The sequence below is a fragment of the Microbacterium sp. BLY genome (assembly GCF_017939615.1).
GTDB lineage: Bacteria > Actinomycetota > Actinomycetes > Actinomycetales > Microbacteriaceae > Microbacterium.
Genome location: NZ_JAGKSR010000001.1, coordinates 590,716 through 607,199 on the forward strand (window position 1 = coordinate 590,716; position 16,484 = coordinate 607,199).

A 16,484-nucleotide genomic window follows, 5' to 3' on the forward strand; every position below is an offset into this window, starting at 1 on the left:
GCGCTCAGCCCTCGTCGTCTTCCGAGCGGCGCAGGCCGAGGAGCGCGAGGGCCCCGGCGCCCGCCGTGAGCGCCGCGATCACGCCGATCCCGATCGCGGGCACGGTCGCCGTGGCCACCGCGCCGGCGACGAGCGGTCCGCCGGCGTCGCCCAGCTCGCGCCCGAGTTCCGCGCTGCCCATCGTGCGCCCCATCCGGTCCGCCGGCGTCGAGGCGGCGAGGTGCGAGAACGCGACGGGCGTCGCGAGCCCCACTCCCGCCCCCACCAGCACGCCCGTGACGGCGAGCACCCCGGGTGTCACCCACAGCGCCGCGAGCGCGATGCCGGCCGTGATCAGCAACAGTCCGCCGGCCGCGCCGAGCCGGACCGAGATGTGCCCGCGGTCGTGCGCGGCCCCGACCACCGGCTGCACGATGCTCGACACCACCGCCAGCACCGTGACGATCGCCATGCTGCCCACGGTGCCGAGCCCCGCCTGCCGTCCCAGCAGCGGGAGGAACCCGACGGCCACGGCCAGCGCACCGGTCGTCGCCGCCAGCACGAGGGTGGGGACGAGGAAGCCGCGGGCGAGGAGCTCGCGGCCGAGGTCGACGAGGGTCACCCGTCTCCGCGGCAGCACCGGCACGGCGGGGACGGCGACCAGCACCCATCCGGCCGCGGCCAGCCCGAGGACGGCGAGCGCCCAGAACAGCGCGGGCAGACCGCCCGCCACGACCAGCAGCGCGCCGAGCAGCGGGCCGAGGGCGTAGCCGAGGCTCTTCCACGACCCGTAGCGACCGAAGTAGCGGCCGCGCGACGCGTCGTCGGTCATCCGCGCCACCGCGGCCGAGGACGCGGGCGAGAATGCCGACGCCGCCGCCCCCTGACCGAAGCGGGCGATCACGAGGCCGATCATGCCGGGGGCCAGCGCTCCGACCACGGAGAACGCGGCGAAGGCCAGCAGCCCGCCGACGATCACCGGCCGCACCCCCACGCGGTCGCTGAGCGCGCCGAACAGGGGTTTGAGCAGCACTTCCGCGAGGTCGTACAGCGCAAGGGTGAACCCGAACGCCAGGAGCGTCCAGCCGATGTCCTCGGTCTCCGCCCCGAGGGCCGCGGCGATGCCGTGCGCTCCGAACGCCGTGGTGAAGCCCGCGAGGTACAGCGGCGCCAGGCGCGGGCGCGGCGAGGAGGTCACACCTGATCCTCGCAGACGTCCGCCCCGCCTCCGTCGCACGGGGGATGCCCGGCCGCCGGCCCCGCCGTACGGTGGAGGGATGGCCTTCACCCGGACGCCGAGCGCGCGCGATCAGCGCGGTGATCTCCTCCTCGCCCTCGTCCTCTTCGTCGGTGCGATCCTCAGCGCCGCCCTCTGCTCCATCGCCCAGATCTACGGCGACGAGCAGGCGCCCCTGTGGACCGCCCTCCTCTTCGCCGTGGTCGTCTCCGCGCCCCTCGCCTTCCGTCGCCGCTGGCCGGGGACGGTGGCGGTCGTGGTCTCGGTGGCGTACTTCGCCGCCGTCACGATCCGGGTGCCCGAGATCTACGTCGGCAACATCGCGATGTTCATCGCCCTCTACACGGTCGGCGCCTGGATGAACGACCGGCGGAAGGCCCTCATCGTCCGCGTCGCGATCATCGTCGGCATGTTCGTGTGGCTGCTCCTCACGATGTACCGCGACGCGATCAGCGAGGCGGACAAGGCGGAGGTCGTCGCCGGCGCCATGTCGCCCTACGTGGCCTTCATGCTCATCCAGATCCTCCTCAACGTCCTCTACTTCGGCGGCGCCTACTACTTCGGCGAGCGCTCCTGGTCGGCGGCCGAGCAGCGCACCGTGCTGGAAGACCGCACCCGCGAGCTCGAGCGCGAACGGGAGGTCACGGCGGCGCAGGCGGTCGCGCTCGACCGGGTGCGCATCGCGAGGGAGCTGCACGACGTCGTCGCCCACCACGTGTCGGTGATGGGGGTGCAGGCGGGCGCCGCGCGTCTCGTGCTCGACAGCGACCCGGCGCAGTCCGCACGCATCCTCTCCGGCATCGAATCCTCCGCGCGCGATGCGATCCAGGAGCTGCGTCAGCTGCTGGAGACCCTCCGCACCCCGGGCGGCGACACCGCCGAGTCGTCGTCGATCGTCTCCCTCGACGACATCGCGGCGCTGGCGGAGGCGTCCACCGACGCGGGTCTACCGACGGCGTACACGGTCATCGGAGACCCCGTGCCGGTGCCGTCGCTCGTGGCCGTCAACCTGTACCGGATCGCCCAGGAGTCGCTGACCAACGCCCGCCGGCACGCCGGACCGGGGGCGACCGCCGACGTGCGGGTCCGCTACGACGACGAGGGCGTGGAGGTCGAGGTCGTGAACACCGGCCGCCCCATCGCTCAGCTGCGACCCGGACTCGGCCAGCTCGGCATGCGGGAGCGGGCGGCGGCCTCCGGCGGCACGTTCGAGATCACGCCCCGCGCCCCCGGCGGCCTGCGGGTGCGCGCCCGGGTGCCGCTCGGCACCGCGGTGCCGGAGGGCGTCCGATGAGCGCGCCGATCCGCGTCCTGCTCGTCGACGACCACGCCCTCCTGCGCGCCGGTTTCCGGACGATCCTGGACACCCAGCCCGACATCGCCGTCGTCGGCGAGGCGTCGACCGGAGCGGAGGCCGTGGCCCAGGCCGCGACGCTGCGCCCGGACGTCATCACGATGGACGTGCAGATGCCGGACATGGACGGCATCGAGGCGACCCGTCGCCTCGTCGCCGATCCCTCCGTGCACGCCGCGATCGCGATCGTCACGACGTTCGACCGCGACGACTACTTGTACCGGGCGCTCGAAGCGGGGGCGAGCGGCTTCCTGCTGAAGAACGCGGGGGCCGAGGATCTGATCGGCGCCGTGCGCGCGCTCGCCGCCGGCGACGGGATGCTGGCACCCGAGGTGACGCGCCGGGTGCTCACGCGCTTCGCCGCGCCGGCCGACGGGGACGCACCTCCGGTCACGGCCGCTCCGGTGCGCACGACCGCGATGCCGCCGCTTCCCGAGCCGCTGACGGAACGGGAGGCGGAGGTGCTGACGCTGCTCGCCGACGCCCGCAGCAACGCCGAGATCGCCCGCGCGCTGTACATCGGCGAGGCGACCGTGAAGACCCACGTCTCGCGCATCCTGCAGAAGCTCGGCGCCCGGGACCGCGTGCAGGCCGTCGTGCTCGCTCATCGGCGCGGCCTGGCCTGAGCGGATCATCGCGGTTTCCGCGTAATGAACCGTCGTCCGTCCTCTCTCTTCAGGCGGAAGCTCCCGCGGACCACCTGAGGAAGAGAATGATCACGTCACCGTCGCACGACCCGAGAACGACCTCGGAGACCACCACCGGCGAGCCCCCTCGCCTCGCGCTCTACCGCGACCGCGGGACCGACCGTCCGCGCACCCTCGCCACGGTCGAGACGCCGGCCGCATGACCGCGCCGCGCTCCGTCTTCCTCACGGGCACGTCCACCGGGCTCGGCCGCGCCGCCGTCGCGCTGTTCTCCGAACGCGGGTGGCGGGTGGTCGCGACCATGCGTGCGCCCGAACGCGAGCACGAGCTCGGCGCCCTGCCGGGCGTCGTCCTCAAGAAGCTCGACGTCGACGACCCCGACGCGATCACCGCCGTCGTCGCCGAGACGCTCGCGGAAGGCCCGATCGACGTCCTGTTCAACAACGCCGGCTACGGCCTGGTCGGCCCGTTCGAGGCGGCCTCCGACGAGCAGATCGTGCACAACCTCACGACGAACCTCCTCGGGCCGATGCGCGTCGCCCAGGCGTTCATCCCCGCCTTCCGGGAGCGCGGCACTGGCGTGATCCTGACGACCACGTCGATCGGCGGGCTCGTCACCATGCCCTTCACCTCCGTCTATCACGCCGCGAAGTTCGGGATGGAGGGCTGGAGCGAGAGCCTGTCGTACGAGCTCAAGCCCTTCGGGATCCGCGTCAAGACGCTCGCGCCGGGCGGCATCCGCACCGACTTCAGCGGCCGGAGCCTCGATCGGACGCACCACGAGGCGTATGCGGAGGCACTGGACACGGCCGCCGGCCGATTCCTCGATCCGGCCAGGGACGCCACGCGGTCGTCGGCGGAGGAGATCGCGAAGGTCGCGTACGACGCCGTCACCGACGGCACCGACCGGATCACCTACATCGCCGGGGTCGACGCCCAGGAGTACCACCGTCTCCGCGAGCGGCTGGGGCAGAGCGGCTACGTCGCCGAGGCCACCCGGCTCTTCTTCGGCGACTGAACCGATCGGGCGGGCACGCCGCGATACGCTCGGAGCCATGCCCGACGCCGCCCCCGTGTCCCGCCCGATCGTCGCCGGCATCGTCACGGCCCTCGTCGGCTTCACGAGCTCGTTCGCCGTGGTGCTCACGGGTCTCGACGCGGTGGGGGCCACCGCCGCGCAGGCGGCCAGCGGACTCCTCGCCGTGAGCCTCGCGATGGGCCTCGCCTGCATCATCCTGGCGTGGCGCTACCGCATGCCGATCACGGCCGCGTGGTCGACCCCGGGCGCCGCTCTCCTCGTGGCGACCGGCACCGTGGAGGGCGGATGGCCGGCCGCGATCGGCGCCTTCCTCGTCACCGCGGCCCTCATCCTCCTCACCGCGCTCTGGCCCGCGCTCGGCGCCCTGATCGCGCGCATCCCGCCGTCGATCGCGCAGGCGATGCTGGCCGGGGTGCTGCTGCCGCTCTGCCTCGCGCCGATCACCGGGATCGTCGCGAACCCCTGGGGCGTGCTCCCGGTCGTGCTGACCTGGCTCGTGTTCGCCCGCCTCGCCCCGCGCTGGGCGGTGCCGCTGGCCTTCGTCGCGGCGGCCGTCGTCGTCGCCGCGACCCTGGTCTCGGAGGGGAGCGCGGTCGACCCGGCTGTCCTGCTGCCCCGGTTCGAGCTCACGATGCCCGCGTTCACGGTCGGCGCCCTCGTCGGCATCGCCCTGCCGCTGTTCATCGTGACGATGGCCTCGCAGAACGTACCCGGCGTCGCGATCATGCGCAGCTTCGGCTACGAGGTGCCGTGGCGTCCGGCGATGCTGGTGACGGGCCTCGGCACCGCGCTCGGGGCGCCGGCCGGCGGGCACACGATCAACCTCGCCGCGATCAGCGCGGCCCTCGCCGCTTCGCCCGACGCCGACCCTGACCCGGCACGCCGCTGGCTCGCCGGGGTCTCGACCGGGGTGTCCTACCTCGTCCTGGGGGCGTTCTCCGCGGCCTTCGCGACCCTCGTGGTGCTCGCCCCGACGGCCGTGATCCCCGCCGTCGCCGGCCTCGCGCTCTTCGCCGCCTTCGGTGCCGCGGTCCAGCAGGCGATCGACGACCCCGGCGAACGGCTCCCCGCGGTCGTCACCTTCCTCGTCGCCGCGTCCGGCATCGCCGTGCTCGGCGTGAGCGCGGCGTTCTGGGCGCTGGTGGCCGGTCTCCTCGTCCGCACGGTGCTGCACGCCGGACGTCCGTCCCGCGGCTGATCCCCGGCGATCCCCCGCACGGGGGATGCCCGCCCGCCCCCGTGCTCCGTAGCGTGAAGACCATGCGGATCACCTTCGGACGGAGCACCACCTCATGACCACCGGACTGCTGGAACTCTCCGGCATCACCAAGAGCTACGGCAGCCGCCGCGTGCTGGACGACGTGTCGTTCACGGTCACGCCGGGGCGCCTCACCGGCTTCGTCGGCGGCAACGGCGCCGGCAAGACGACCACCATGCGCATCATCCTCGGGCTGCTCTCGTCGGACGGCGGGCGGGTCGACCTCGACGGCGCCCCGCTGACCACGGGCGACCGCCGCCGCTTCGGCTACATGCCGGAAGAGCGCGGGCTCTACCCGAAGATGAAGGTGCTCGAGCAGATCGTCTACCTCGCCCGGCTGCACGGATTCAGCAAGCCGGAGGCGACGGAGCGGGCGACGTCGCTGCTCACCGAGCTGGGCCTGGGCGAGCGGCTGGACGACACGATCGAGTCGCTGTCGCTCGGCAACCAGCAGCGGGCGCAGATCGCCGCCTCCCTCGTGCACGACCCCGACGTGCTGATCCTCGACGAGCCGTTCTCCGGGCTGGACCCCCTCGCGGTGGACGTGGTCGCCGGCGTGCTGCAGGCGAGCGCCGCCCGCGGGGCCGCCATCCTCTTCTCGTCCCACCAGCTCGACGTGGTCGAGCGCCTCTGCGACGACCTCGTCATCCTCGCCGGCGGGACGATCCGGGCGGCGGGCTCCCGCGACGGACTCCGCGCCGAGCACGCGCGCAACCGATACGAACTGGTCTCCGCGGGTGACGCCGGGTGGCTGCGCACCGAGCCCGGCGTGACGGTGGTCGATTTCGAGGGCGGCTACGCGCTCTTCGACGCGGACGGCCCCGAGACGGCCCAGCGCGTGCTGCAGTCGGCGGTCGCCCGCGGCGACGTCGCGAGCTTCGCCCCGCAGCGCCCCTCCCTCGCCCAGATCTTCAAGGAGGTCATCCAGTGAACGCCCCGACCCCCGTGCGGAACGGGATCTGGCTGGTCGCCGAGCGGGAGATCGGCTCGAAGCTCCGCAGCAAGGCGTTCCTCATCTCCACCGGCATCCTGCTGCTCATCGCCCTCGCCGGAGTGCTGTTCGGCGGCTTCGCGAGCAAGAACACCGATGCCCTGCCCGTGGCCGCCACGGCGGAGACCGCGAGCGCCGTCTCCGCGCTGCCCGACGTCGAGGTGACCCCGGTCGCGGACCGCGCCGAGGCGGAGAAGCTGGTCCGTGACGGGAAGGTCGACGCGGCCGTCCTGCCCGGCGACAGCCCGGCGGGCTACACGATCGTCGCGCTGGAGGACGCGCCCGGTTCGCTCGTGTCCGCGCTGTCGCTCTCCCCCGACGTCGTCATCCTCGAGCCGGTCACCACCAACCCCCTGCTGCGGTATTTCATCGCGATCGCGTTCGGGCTCGTGTTCATGATGGCTGCGGCGACGTTCGGCGGCACCATCGCACAGAGCGTCGTGGAGGAGAAGCAGACCCGCGTCGTGGAGGTGCTGCTGTCGGCGATCCCCGCCCGCACCCTCCTGGCCGGCAAGGTCATCGGCAACACGATCCTCGCGATGGGGCAGATCCTCGCGCTCGCCGCCGTCGCGACGATCGGGCTCATCGTGACCGGGCAGCGGGAGGTGCTGACGACCCTCGGCGCCCCCATCATCTGGTTCGCGGTGTTCTTCCTGTTCGGGTTCGTCCTGCTCGCGGCGATGTTCGCGGCGGCGGCCTCGATGGTCTCCCGGCAGGAGGACATCGGCGCGACGACGACCCCCATCACGATGCTCATCATGGCGCCGTACGTGCTGGTGATCGTCTTCAACGACAACCCGCTGGTGCTGACGATCATGTCGTACGTGCCGTTCTCGGCTCCGGTGGGCATGCCCATGCGCCTGTTCGTGGGTGAGGCCGAGTGGTGGGAGCCGCTGCTGAGCCTGGTGATCCTGCTGGCGAGCTGCGTGGCGGCGATCGTCGTCGGCGCGAAGATCTACGAGAACTCCCTGCTGCGGATGGGATCCCGCGTGAAGCTCGCCGAGGCCCTCCGCGGCTGACCCGAGACCCGCCTTCGCACCGAGACCCCCTGCTGCAGACGTCTGCAGCAGGGGGTCTCGGCGTGCCCCCGGGGTCGCGGCGTCAGAGGAGGCCGTCGGAAAGGGTGGTGGGGTTGCCGAAGCGGTGGTTCGTGATCGACACGGCCTGCTCGTGGAGGAACGGGAGCATCTCGACCCGGCCCGCTCCGGTCACGGCGTGCGACCAGACGGCGACGTCGGGGCTGCCGTCGAGGGCGGTGTGCAGCGCGGCGGCATCGCCACCGACGAGCCGCACCCGCTGCCACGACCGGGCGGTCTTCGCGAAGCGCTTGGTCCAGGCGGCGTCCGACTCCGCCCGCACGGACACGCCCTCGGCCTTCAGCGCCTTCTCCACGCGCGACGGCAGCGATCCGGCCGACACGGTGAACGGGCTGCCGGATCGCAGGGCGGCGGCGAGCACCCGCACGCCCTCGGCCAGCGGCGCGTCCTCGGCGATCCGCACATCGACGGCCACCGGACGGTACCGGAACACGTTGCGCTCGACCCCGAGTCCGGACTTGTCGCTCACGGTGCCGAACTCGTCCGTCCACGCCCGCTCGTCGGCGGCGGCGGCACGGTGCAGCCACTCGATGCCCGCGGGATCGAGCTGCGGGGAGGCCGCCTCCAGCAGTCCGATGACCGCGGGGGTCACGGCCGCGCCGGGGGTCGCGGCGGGCAGCTCGCCCGCACGCCACTCCCCCAGGCCGAAGAGGTAGTTCGGACCGCCGGCCTTGGCCCCGGCGCCCACGGCGGAGCGCTTCCAGCCGCCGAACGGCTGCCGCTGGACGATGGCGCCCGTGATCCCGCGGTTCACGTAGAGGTTTCCGGCCTCGACGCGGTCCAGCCAGGTCGCGACCTCGGCGGAGTCGAGCGAATGCAGCCCCGCAGTGAGGCCATAGTCGACGGCGTTCTGCAGCCGGATGGCCTCGTCGAGGTCCTTCGCGTGCATGATGCCGAGCACCGGTCCGAAGAACTCGGTCAGGTGGAAGTACGAGCCCTCGCGCACGCCGGTCTTCACCCCCGGCGTCCACTGCTTCCCCTCGTCATCGAGCTTCCGCGGCTCCACGAGCCAGCGCTCGCCCTTGTCGAGCGTGGTGAGGGCGGTGAGGAGCTTGCCGTTCGCCGGCTCGATGATCGGGCCCATCTGCGTGGCGGGATCGTCGGGCAGGCCCACGCGCATCGAGGTGACCGCGTCCACGAGCTGCCGCTCGAAGCGCTGCGAATCGGCGACCGATCCGACGAGGATCGCCAGCGACGCGGCCGAGCACTTCTGGCCCGCGTGGCCGAATGCGCTGCGGGCGACGTCGGCGGCGGCGAGGTCGAGGTCGGCCGACGGCGTCACGATGATCGCGTTCTTGCCGCTGGTCTCGGCGAGCAGCGGCAGGTCGGCCCGGAAGGAGCGGAACAGCTGCGCGGTCTCGTAGGCCCCGGTGAGGATGACCCGGTCGACCTGCGGGCTCGCGACCAGGCGGGTGCCGAGGTCGCGGGAGGCGAGGTCGACGAGGGCGAGCAGATCGCGCGGGACGCCCGCGGCCCACAGCGCCTCGACCATCACGGCGCCGCACCGCTGGGTGAGCTTCGCGGGCTTGATGATCACGCCGGATCCGGAGGCGAGGCCGGCGAGCACGCCGCCGGCGGGGATCGCCACGGGGAAGTTCCACGGCGGCGTGACCACGGTGACCTTCGACGGCACGAACTCGGCGCCGGGAATGGCCTCGAGATCCTTCGCCCGCTCCGCGTAGTAGTGCGCGAAGTCGATCGCCTCGCTGACCTCGGGGTCGGCCTCGGCGATGGTCTTGCCGGCCTCGTGCGCCATGATCTCCAGGAGCTCGCCGCGGCGGGCGGCGAGCTCGTCACCCGCGCGGTGCAGGACGGCGGCACGCTCGGCGGCGGGGAGGGCCGCCCAGGTCTCGGCGGCCGAGGCGGCGGCGGCGAACACGGCGTCCAGCTCGGCGTCGGTCTCGATGCGGGCGGCGGCGATCGCGTCCCGGCCGAGCGTCGACGCGACCGAGCGCTGCAGGATCTCCCGACCCCACGCGCGGTTCGCGGCGAGCGCGGGATCGGTGTCGGGCTCGTTCGCGAAGCCGTCCGTGGTGGCAGCGGGGCGCGGAGCCGTGCGGTCCTGCGTGCGGTTCGGGCCGGGGACCGACGGGTCGGCGACGAGCGCCGCGAGGGAGCGCTCGAACCGCTCCCGCTCGCGGGTGAGCAGCGCGGGGTTCGACGCCAGCTCGAACACGGCGGACATGAAGTTCTCGGGGCTCGCGTTCTCCTCGAGGCGCCGCACGAGATACGCGATCGCGACGTCGAACTCCGCCGGGTTCACGACCGGTGTGTAGAGCAGGAGGCGGCCGACGTCCTTGCGGACGGCCTCGGCCTGCCCGGTCGCCATGCCGAGCAGCATCTCGTACTCCACGGCCTCGGCCACACCGCGGGCCTTCGCGAGCAGCCAGGTGTAGGCGATGTCGAAGAGGTTGTGGCCGGCGACGCCGATCCGCACCGCGTCGAGCCGTTCGGGGGTGAGGGCCCAGTCGAGCACGCGCTTGTAGTTCGTGTCGGAGTCCTGCTTGGTGCCGTAGGTCGCGAGCGGCCAGCCGTGCACCTTCGCGTCGACCTCCTCCATCGCGAGGTTCGCGCCCTTGACGACACGCACCTTGATCGGTGCGCCGCCCTTCGCCCGTCGCGCGGCCGCCCATTCCTGGAGACGCTGCATGGCGCCGAGTGCGTCCGGGAGGTACGCCTGCAGGACGATGCCCGCCTCGAGGTCCTCCAGGCCCGGCTGCTCGAGGATGCGGGTGAAGGCCGCGATGGTCAGATCGAGGTCGCGGTACTCCTCCATGTCGAGGTTGATGAACTTCTGGGTCCCGACGCGGGCACCCTTCGCCTCGGCCTTCGCCGCGAGCCGGTACAGCGGGGTGAGCTTCTCGACGACATCGGCGACGGCCTCGTCGAACGACCACATGGAGAGCTGGCTGACCACGCTCGAGACCTTGATGGAGACGTAGTCGACGTCCGGACGGGCGAGGAAGTCGTAGGTGCCCTGCAGGCGGCGGCCGGCCTCACGCTCGCCGAGCACGGCCTCCCCGAGGAGGTTGAGGTTGAGGCGGTTGCCGCTCTTGCGGAGCCGGGCGATGGCGGGGCCGAGCTTGGAGGGCGTGGCATCCAGCACGAGGTGGCCCACCATGGCCCGCAGCACCCGGCGCGAGATCGGGACGACGACGTTCGGCAGCTTCGGCGCCCAGAACCCGCCGGCCTTGATCGCGGCACGCAGGTAGCCGGGCAGCAGGGTGGGCGTGATGTCGGAGAGCTCGGCGAGCTTGCGCCCGGCGACCCGCAGATCCTCCGGCCGCATGACGCCGTCCACGAAGCCGACCGTGAAGGCGAGGCCGTTCGGGTCCTTGAGCACCTCGGAGAGGCGCTGGGCGGCGGGCTCGACCGGGTGGGTCTCGCTCTCGGCGAGCCAGCGCTGCACAAGCGCGGCGACCTCTTCGGTGCGGGGGACGGTGTCGTCGGTGACGGTCATGGGGCGGGGTACCTTCCTCGGCCTCGCACACCCGGGTGTCGTGTGCGGCTGGATCATTGTCCAGCCGGTCGGTAGGCTCCGTCTATCAACCGATTCGAGTGGATTCTGTTCACTCTTCCCGAACGATCGGAACCGTCCGTGCTCGACGTCCATCGCCTGCGTCTGCTCGTGGAGCTGTCGCGTCGCGGCACGCTCTCCGCCGTGGCCGATGCGCTGTCGTACAGCAAGGCCTCCGTGTCCCAGCAGCTCGCCGCGCTGGAGCGCGACGTGGGGGTGCCGCTGCTGCGTCGGGTGGGTCGCGGCGTGCAGTTCACGCCGCAGGGGAACGTCCTGGTCGCCGAGGCCATCGGCATCCTCGATCAGCTGGAGCACGCCCAGGTCGCCGTCGCCGAATCGCTCACCGAGGTGACCGGCACCGTGCGCCTCGCGGTGTTCCAGTCCACTGCGCACTCCCTGCTGCCCCGCGCCCTCGCGGCCCTGGGCGAGCGCCATCCCGCGCTGCGCGTCGAGGTGACCGAGCGCGACCCGGAGTCCGGTCTGGTGGGCGTCTCCAGCCGCGACTACGACCTCATCCTCGCGGAGCAGTATCCGGGACGTACGCGCCCCATCCACGCCGACCTCGACCGCGTCGTGCTCGCCCACGATGCCATCGCCCTCGCCCGGAGGCCAGGAACGCCGGGGGCCGCCGATCCGGTCGCCGCGCTGTGGGCGACACGCGCGGAGCCGTGGGTGCTCGAGCCGGCGGGCACCGCGTCCCGCGCCTGGGCCGAGCAGCTGTGCCGCACCGCCGGCTTCGAGCCCGACGTGCGCTTCGAGCTCGCCGATCTCACGGCGCACGTGCGGCTCATCCATGCGGGGCTCGCGGTGGGCCTGCTCCCCGAGCTGGTGTGGGCGGGCGACACCCCGACGGTCGATCTCGCGCCGCTCCCGGACGAACCGCGACGGGAGATCTTCTCCTCCGCGCGGCGGGTGTCGGCGGATGCGCCGTCGATCCGGGCGGTCCGCGCCGCTCTGGCGGACGCCGCCTCACGGAACCTGCTCGACTGACGCGACCCGTCCGCGCGGGGAATATGCATGCGCATGCATCGGTTCCCTCCCGATGTACCCGGACGACGAGGTCCGACCACCCCCGTTGAAAGGAACTTCCGTGAGCACTCCCGTCATCGACCGCACCGCCCCGACCGAGCACCCCGTCCTCGACGTCCTCGCCGGTCGCTGGAGCCCCCGCGCCTACGACGCGCAGCACCCGATCGACGAGGCCAAGCTCGCCACCGCCCTCGAGGCCGCCCGCTGGAGCCCCTCCGCGAACAACATGCAGCCCTGGCGCTTCATCGTCGCCCGCCGCGGCACGGCCCTGCACGCCCAGATCGTCGATTCGCTCATGGGCTTCAACCAGGCCTGGGCCGGCAACGCCGCCGTGCTCGTCGTCGCGATCGCCGAGACCGCGACGCCCGACGGCACCCCGATCACCCACGCCCTCTACGACCTGGGCCAGGCCGTCGCGCACTTCTCCGTCCAGGCCCACCACGACGGCCTCGTGGTGCACCAGATGAGCGGCTTCGACCCCGAGGTCGTGCGCGAGTTCGCCGACCTCGAGCCCCGCTTCACCCCGGCGACCGTCATCGCCGTCGGCGAGTTCGGCGACATCGAGGCCCTGCCGGAAGCCCTGCAGGAGCGCGAGGTCGCCCCGCGCGTCCGCCGCCCGATCACGGAGACGGTCGTCCTCAGCGCCTGAGCATCGACACACGAAAGGCCCGGTATGCGTGACGCATACCGGGCCTTTCGGCCGTGGGCCGATGCCGATCAGTCGTCGAGCAGCTCGGCCTCGATCACGTCGTCGTCCTCGTCGTCGGGCTCCGGCTCGGGGGTCGTCGCGGTGAGCACGAGACCCGTGCCGTCGGCCGCCACGTCCACGCGGACGGTGTCGCCGTCGTGCACGCCGCCCGAGAGCAGCGCGGTCGCGAGCTTGTTCTGCACCTCCGTCTGGATGAGGCGGCGCAGCGGACGCGCACCGAACACCGGGTCGTAGCCGCGCTCGGCCAGCCACGACCGTGCACCGGGAGTGACCGCGAGCGTGAGCCGGCGATCCCGCAGCCGGTCGTGCAGCTGGTCGACGGAGAGCTCCACGATCTGCGCGAGATCGTCCTCCGTGAGCGCCTGGAACATCACGATGTCATCGAGACGGTTGAGGAACTCCGGCCGGAACGCCTGCCGCACGAGCGCCATCACCTGCTCCCGCTTCTCCTCCACGGAGAGCACGGGGTCGATGAGGATCGGCGAGCCGAGGTTCGAGGTCAGGATCAGGATCACGTTCGAGAAGTCGACCGTGCGGCCCTGCCCGTCGGTCAGCCGCCCGTCGTCCAGCACCTGCAGCAGCACGTCGAACACCTCGGGGTGCGCCTTCTCGACCTCATCGAGCAGGATGACGCTGTACGGGCGACGCCGCACGGCCTCGGTGAGCTGGCCGCCCTGCTCGTAGCCGACGTACCCGGGAGGGGCGCCGACGAGGCGCGAGACCGAGTGCTTCTCGCCGTACTCCGACATGTCGATGCGCACCATGGCGTGCTCGTCGTCGAAGAGGAACTGCGCGAGAGCCTTCGCCAGCTCCGTCTTGCCGACACCGGTCGGGCCGAGGAACAGGAACGATCCGGTGGGGCGACCGGGGTCGCTGATGCCCGCCCGCGAGCGGCGGACCGCGTCGGACACCGCCTTCACGGCGTCCTTCTGGCCGATGAGGCGCTTGCCGAGCTCGTTCTCCAGGTGCAGCAGCTTCTCGCTCTCCCCCTGCAGCAGCCGGCCCACGGGGATGCCGGTCCAGGCCGCGATCACGGCGGCGATGTCCTCCTCGGTGACCTGCTCGTTCACCATGCGCGGCTCGCTCGAGGCGGTGGCCTCAGCCTGCTCCGCCTCCGCGATGTCGCGTTCGAGGCGCTTGATCGTCTCATACTCCAGCTTCGAGGCCTTCGTGTAGTCGGCGTTGCGCATGGCGAGGTCGCGCTGGGTGATGGCATCGTCGAGTTGCTTCTTCAGCTCACCGACCCGGTTGAGGCCCTGACGCTCGCGCGCCCAGCGGGCTTCCAGCCCGGCGAGCTCCTTCTCGAGCTCGACGAGGTTCTCGCGGAGCGTGCCGAGACGCTCCTTTGACGCGGCGTCCTTCTCCCGCTTGAGCGCCAGCTCCTCCAGCTTGAGGCGGTCGACCTGGCGCTTGAGCTGGTCGATCTCGACCGGAGAGGAGTCGATCTCCATCTTCAGGCGCGACATCGACTCGTCGATCAGGTCGATGGCCTTGTCCGGCAGCTGCCGCGCGGGCAGGTAGCGGTTGGAGAGCGAGGCGGCGGCCACGAGCGCACTGTCGGAGATGGTCACCCCGTGGTGCGCCTCGTACCGGCCCTTGAGGCCGCGGAGGATCGCGATCGTGTCCTCGACCGTGGGCTCGCCGACGTACACCTGCTGGAACCGACGCTCCAGGGCGGCGTCCTTCTCGATGAACTCGCGGTACTCGTTGAGCGTGGTGGCGCCGATGAGCCGCAGCTCGCCTCGAGCCAGCATGGGCTTGAGCATGTTCGACGCCGCGACCGAGCCCTCGCCGCCGCCCGCGCCCATGAGCACGTGCAGCTCGTCGATGAACGTGATGACCCGGCCGTCCGACTCGGTGATCTCCTTGAGCACCTGCTTCAGGCGCTCCTCGAACTGGCCGCGGTACATGGCGCCGGCGACGAGGGCGGAGATGTCGAGGGAGACGAGCTCCTTGTCCTTCAGGGATTCGGCGACGTCGCCGGCGACGATGCGCTGCGCGAGGCCTTCGACCACCGCGGTCTTTCCGACGCCGGGCTCACCGATCAGCACCGGGTTGTTCTTGGTGCGACGGGTGAGCACCTGGCTGACGCGCCGGATCTCACTGTCCCGTCCGATGACGGGGTCGAGCTTGCCCTCGCGGGCGCGGTCGGTCAGGTTGATGCCGAACTGCTCGAGGGCGGACTGCTGTTCCTGGTTCGGGGATCCGGTCTGCGGGGTGGTCATGCGCTCCTCCTGGAGATGCTCCTTCTGGTCGTCTCCCGGGACCGAAGCCCGGCCGCGGGATCAAAGTTGAGTTTGGTTGACTCAAGTTTAGCATTCCTCTGTGCGGCGCTCCAGTGCCTCACCTCTCCCGAGCCACCTCGTCCCAGACGGCCGCCGCGACATCGCGCTTGCTCCCCGATGCCGACCGTGCCACCACCCCGCCGGGACCGAGGATGTGCACGGCGTTCTCGCCTCGTTCGAAGCCCTGCTCCCAGCCGACCTCGTTCACCACGAGCAGGTCGACGCCCTTGCGCTGCTGCTTGCCTCGCGCGCGCTCGAGCAGCTCGGTCTCGTCCTCGGGCGTCTCCGCCGCGAACGCCACGATGAGCTGCCCCGGACGCCGCCGCGCGACCAGGGCCGCCACGATGTCCTCGTTCTCGACCAGCTCGATCGTGCCGACGCCCCCGCGATCCTTCGTGAGCTTTCGGGCGGACACCTCGACCGGTCGGTAGTCGGCCACCGCGGCGGCCATCATCACCACATCGGCGGTGGCCGCCTCCTCCTTCATCGCCGCGGACAGCTCGGCCGCCGTCCCGACCCGGACCGTCCGCACGGGCGCGCGACCGGACTCCGCGAGCACATCGCCGGAGATGTTCGCGGCGACCAGGGTCACGTCCGCACCGCGGGCGGCGGCCTCCGCGGCGAGGGCCACCCCCTGCCGGCCGCTGCTGCGGTTGCCGAGGAACCGCACCGGGTCGATCGGCTCCCGCGTCCCGCCCGCCGAGACGACGACCCGCACGCCGGCGAGGTCGCCGGGGGTCAGGAGCGCCTGGACCGCGGCGAGGATCTCCTCCGGTTCGACCATGCGCCCCGGCCCGCTGTCACCACCGGCGAGCTCGCCGTCGGCCGGACCCACGACGTGCACGCCCCGGGACCGGAGCGTCGCCATGTTCGCCTGCGTGGCCGGGTGCCGCCACATCTCCGCGTGCATCGCCGGCGCGACCAGCACCGGCGCCTCCGTCGCCAGCAGTGTCGTGCCGAGGAGGTCGTCGGCCAGGCCCGCGGTCATCTTCGCGAGCGAGTTGGCGGTCGCGGGCGCGATCACGACGAGGTCGGCCCCCTGTCCGAGCGCGACGTGCCGGACGCGGGCGACGTCCTCGTGCACGCTCGTCGTCACCGGATGCCGGCTCAACGCCTCCCAGGTCGGCAGACCCACGAAGCGCAGTGCGTCCTCCGTGGGCACCACGGTCACGTCATGACCGGCCTTGGTGAGCAGGCGCACGAGGTGCACCGTCTTGTACGCGGCGATGCCGCCCGTGACTCCGACGACGATGTTCACGCCTCGATTCTGCCCCAGGGGTCGGACCCGCGGGGCCGGTGGGAGCCGATCCGCCGCCGGCCCGCACCGGCCCCGCCGACCTAG

General features: G+C 72.2%; 13 protein-coding genes. 9 read left to right on the forward strand and 4 right to left on the reverse strand.

What is annotated here, in order from left to right:
- Window positions 1–4: 4 nt before the first annotated feature.
- Entirely contained in the window at window positions 5–1,177 is a 1,173-nt protein-coding gene (locus tag KAF39_RS03115) for an MFS transporter (protein ID WP_307805035.1), read from the reverse strand.
- 79 nt (window positions 1,178–1,256) lie between these two features.
- On the opposite strand from KAF39_RS03115, the gene KAF39_RS03120 reads away from it, so the two are divergent.
- The 7 genes from KAF39_RS03120 to KAF39_RS03150 all read left to right on the forward strand — a co-directional run bounded on the left by KAF39_RS03120 (window position 1,257) and on the right by KAF39_RS03150 (window position 7,524).
- Window positions 1,257–2,510 carry a sensor histidine kinase gene (locus KAF39_RS03120; RefSeq protein ID WP_210675916.1) on the forward strand — a complete coding sequence of 418 codons (1,254 nt, stop codon included), beginning with the start codon at window positions 1,257–1,259 and terminating at the stop codon, window positions 2,508–2,510.
- A complete protein-coding gene (locus tag KAF39_RS03125; protein WP_210675917.1) occupies window positions 2,507–3,196 on the forward strand; it encodes a response regulator transcription factor in 690 nt (229 codons plus the stop codon). Before KAF39_RS03120 ends, KAF39_RS03125 begins: the two co-directional genes overlap by 4 nt.
- A gap of 86 nt (window positions 3,197–3,282) precedes the next feature.
- On the forward strand, window positions 3,283–3,420 hold the full coding sequence (locus KAF39_RS03130; RefSeq protein WP_210675918.1) for a hypothetical protein: 138 nt from the start codon (window positions 3,283–3,285) through the stop codon (window positions 3,418–3,420).
- Window positions 3,417–4,235, forward strand: a complete 819-nt coding sequence (locus tag KAF39_RS03135; protein ID WP_210675919.1) for an SDR family oxidoreductase — start codon at window positions 3,417–3,419, stop codon at window positions 4,233–4,235. The genes KAF39_RS03130 and KAF39_RS03135 overlap by 4 nt, the downstream gene beginning before the upstream one ends.
- Before the next feature lie 37 nt (window positions 4,236–4,272).
- Entirely contained in the window at window positions 4,273–5,454 is a 1,182-nt protein-coding gene (locus KAF39_RS03140; RefSeq protein ID WP_210675920.1) for a benzoate/H(+) symporter BenE family transporter, read from the forward strand.
- A gap of 106 nt (window positions 5,455–5,560) precedes the next feature.
- Window positions 5,561–6,445, forward strand: coding sequence for an ABC transporter ATP-binding protein (locus KAF39_RS03145; RefSeq protein WP_210677926.1), 885 nt, complete (start codon window positions 5,561–5,563; stop codon window positions 6,443–6,445).
- Window positions 6,442–7,524, forward strand: a complete 1,083-nt coding sequence (locus KAF39_RS03150) for an ABC transporter permease (RefSeq protein ID WP_210675921.1) — start codon at window positions 6,442–6,444, stop codon at window positions 7,522–7,524. The genes KAF39_RS03145 and KAF39_RS03150 overlap by 4 nt, the downstream gene beginning before the upstream one ends.
- Window positions 7,525–7,606: 82 nt before the next feature.
- Here the strand turns inward: KAF39_RS03150 and KAF39_RS03155 are convergent, their stop codons facing one another.
- Window positions 7,607–11,062 (reverse strand): bifunctional proline dehydrogenase/L-glutamate gamma-semialdehyde dehydrogenase, encoded by a 3,456-nt coding sequence (locus KAF39_RS03155; protein ID WP_210675922.1) that lies wholly within the window; start codon window positions 11,060–11,062, stop codon window positions 7,607–7,609.
- 138 nt (window positions 11,063–11,200) lie between these two features.
- Here KAF39_RS03155 and KAF39_RS03160 point away from each other — a divergent pair, with 138 nt between their 5' ends.
- Together KAF39_RS03160 and KAF39_RS03165 are read left to right on the forward strand one after the other, a co-directional pair.
- On the forward strand, window positions 11,201–12,109 hold the full coding sequence (locus tag KAF39_RS03160) for a LysR family transcriptional regulator (RefSeq protein ID WP_210675923.1): 909 nt from the start codon (window positions 11,201–11,203) through the stop codon (window positions 12,107–12,109).
- 100 nt (window positions 12,110–12,209) lie between these two features.
- A complete protein-coding gene (locus tag KAF39_RS03165) occupies window positions 12,210–12,797 on the forward strand; it encodes a nitroreductase family protein (RefSeq protein ID WP_210675924.1) in 588 nt (195 codons plus the stop codon).
- Window positions 12,798–12,865: 68 nt separating this feature from the next.
- Here the strand turns inward: KAF39_RS03165 and KAF39_RS03170 are convergent, their stop codons facing one another.
- Together KAF39_RS03170 and coaBC are read right to left on the reverse strand one after the other, a co-directional pair.
- Window positions 12,866–15,082: an ATP-dependent Clp protease ATP-binding subunit gene (locus KAF39_RS03170; RefSeq protein ID WP_210675925.1), complete on the reverse strand. Its 2,217-nt coding sequence runs from the start codon at window positions 15,080–15,082 to the stop codon at window positions 12,866–12,868.
- Window positions 15,083–15,200: 118 nt separating this feature from the next.
- Window positions 15,201–16,400, reverse strand: a complete 1,200-nt coding sequence (gene coaBC / locus KAF39_RS03175; protein ID WP_210675926.1) for a bifunctional phosphopantothenoylcysteine decarboxylase/phosphopantothenate--cysteine ligase CoaBC — start codon at window positions 16,398–16,400, stop codon at window positions 15,201–15,203.
- Between the last annotated feature and the right edge of the window lie 84 nt (window positions 16,401–16,484).

What these genes read in the sequence shown, in the direction of transcription:
- KAF39_RS03155 (WP_210675922.1), bottom strand. Translation starts at nt 11,062, where the DNA reads ATGACCGTCACCGACGACACCGTCCCCCGCACCGAAGAGGTCGCCGCG.
- KAF39_RS03130 (WP_210675918.1), top strand. Translation starts at nt 3,283, where the DNA reads ATGATCACGTCACCGTCGCACGACCCGAGAACGACCTCGGAGACCACC.
- KAF39_RS03170 (WP_210675925.1), bottom strand. Translation starts at nt 15,082, where the DNA reads ATGACCACCCCGCAGACCGGATCCCCGAACCAGGAACAGCAGTCCGCC.
- KAF39_RS03135 (WP_210675919.1), top strand. Translation starts at nt 3,417, where the DNA reads ATGACCGCGCCGCGCTCCGTCTTCCTCACGGGCACGTCCACCGGGCTC.
- KAF39_RS03120 (WP_210675916.1), top strand. Translation starts at nt 1,257, where the DNA reads ATGGCCTTCACCCGGACGCCGAGCGCGCGCGATCAGCGCGGTGATCTC.
- KAF39_RS03125 (WP_210675917.1), top strand. Translation starts at nt 2,507, where the DNA reads ATGAGCGCGCCGATCCGCGTCCTGCTCGTCGACGACCACGCCCTCCTG.
- KAF39_RS03140 (WP_210675920.1), top strand. Translation starts at nt 4,273, where the DNA reads ATGCCCGACGCCGCCCCCGTGTCCCGCCCGATCGTCGCCGGCATCGTC.